The organism is Pseudoalteromonas sp. SG45-5 (assembly GCF_014164085.1).
Classification (GTDB): domain Bacteria; phylum Pseudomonadota; class Gammaproteobacteria; order Enterobacterales; family Alteromonadaceae; genus Pseudoalteromonas; species Pseudoalteromonas aliena.
In genome coordinates, this window is the sequence record NZ_JACJEM010000163.1 from 1 (window position 1) to 442 (window position 442).

Annotated in this window: 1 protein-coding gene; it reads left to right on the forward strand. The window is 38.2% G+C overall.

Features of this window, described 5'->3' with window-relative positions:
- The coding region (locus H5119_RS20110; RefSeq protein WP_220496104.1) for a hypothetical protein at positions 1 to 442 on the forward strand (442 nt) is incomplete at both ends.

Sequence of the window (442 nt, forward strand, 5' to 3'; positions counted from 1 at the left end):
AAATCATTGTTAGCCAAGATGGTGGGATCCCGCTTGCATGTAAAAACTGGGATGGTAACAGCGCAGACACCGCTATTTTTAAAGCGCGAAGTAAGGCGCTTGTTGATGAGTTCAAAAAAAGCCAAGCTCCTAAATACCTTGTGGCAGACTGTAAACTTTATCATAAAAGTAATGCTGAGTTTTTAACCAAAATTCAATTTCTCACGCTAGTACCTTCAACAATTTCTCTTGAGAAATTCTCTATAAGCACAGCCATAACAGCCAACCAATGGGTTAATATTGATGATAATTATCAATATGTTATTGAAGAGGTTGAGCATATGGGGATAAAGCAAAGATGGATGATTATTTATTCAAAGGCAGCTAATAGCCGAGCACAAAAAAGCATTGTTCGACAAGTTGAGCGAGCACACACAGGCATCAAAAAAGACCTCTTCCATTT